Raw genomic sequence first — 240 nt, 5'->3', positions numbered from 1 at the left:
GTATCACCCTTAATCCGCCGTCCCATGTACTTGGCGTACAGTTCGTCGAGTTCTTTCAATCGAAGAGATACGATCCGCAACATGTTCTGTTGTTCTTCTTCTGGCAGTTGGCGGTAGAGCTCTAGCAGGCGCTGTTCATCAGGCTTAAGGCCATCCTTCTCTCCAACATCCTCACCAAGTAGCCAGGGGACGGATACCCCAGCAGCATCAGCAACCGCTAATGCAGAACTTTTGCTGATA

Annotated in this window: 1 pseudogene; it reads right to left on the bottom strand. The window is 50.8% G+C overall.

The annotated features are described in order from the left end of the window. Nucleotides 1-240, bottom strand: a pseudogene (locus JSN25_RS17180) (helix-turn-helix domain-containing protein); the annotation flags it as partial.

The sequence above is a fragment of the Citrobacter cronae genome (assembly GCF_016893685.1).
GTDB lineage: Bacteria > Pseudomonadota > Gammaproteobacteria > Enterobacterales > Enterobacteriaceae > Citrobacter > Citrobacter werkmanii.
The sequence above is the reverse complement of the archived record's forward strand: the minus strand, read 5'-3'. Positions and strand labels throughout refer to the sequence as shown.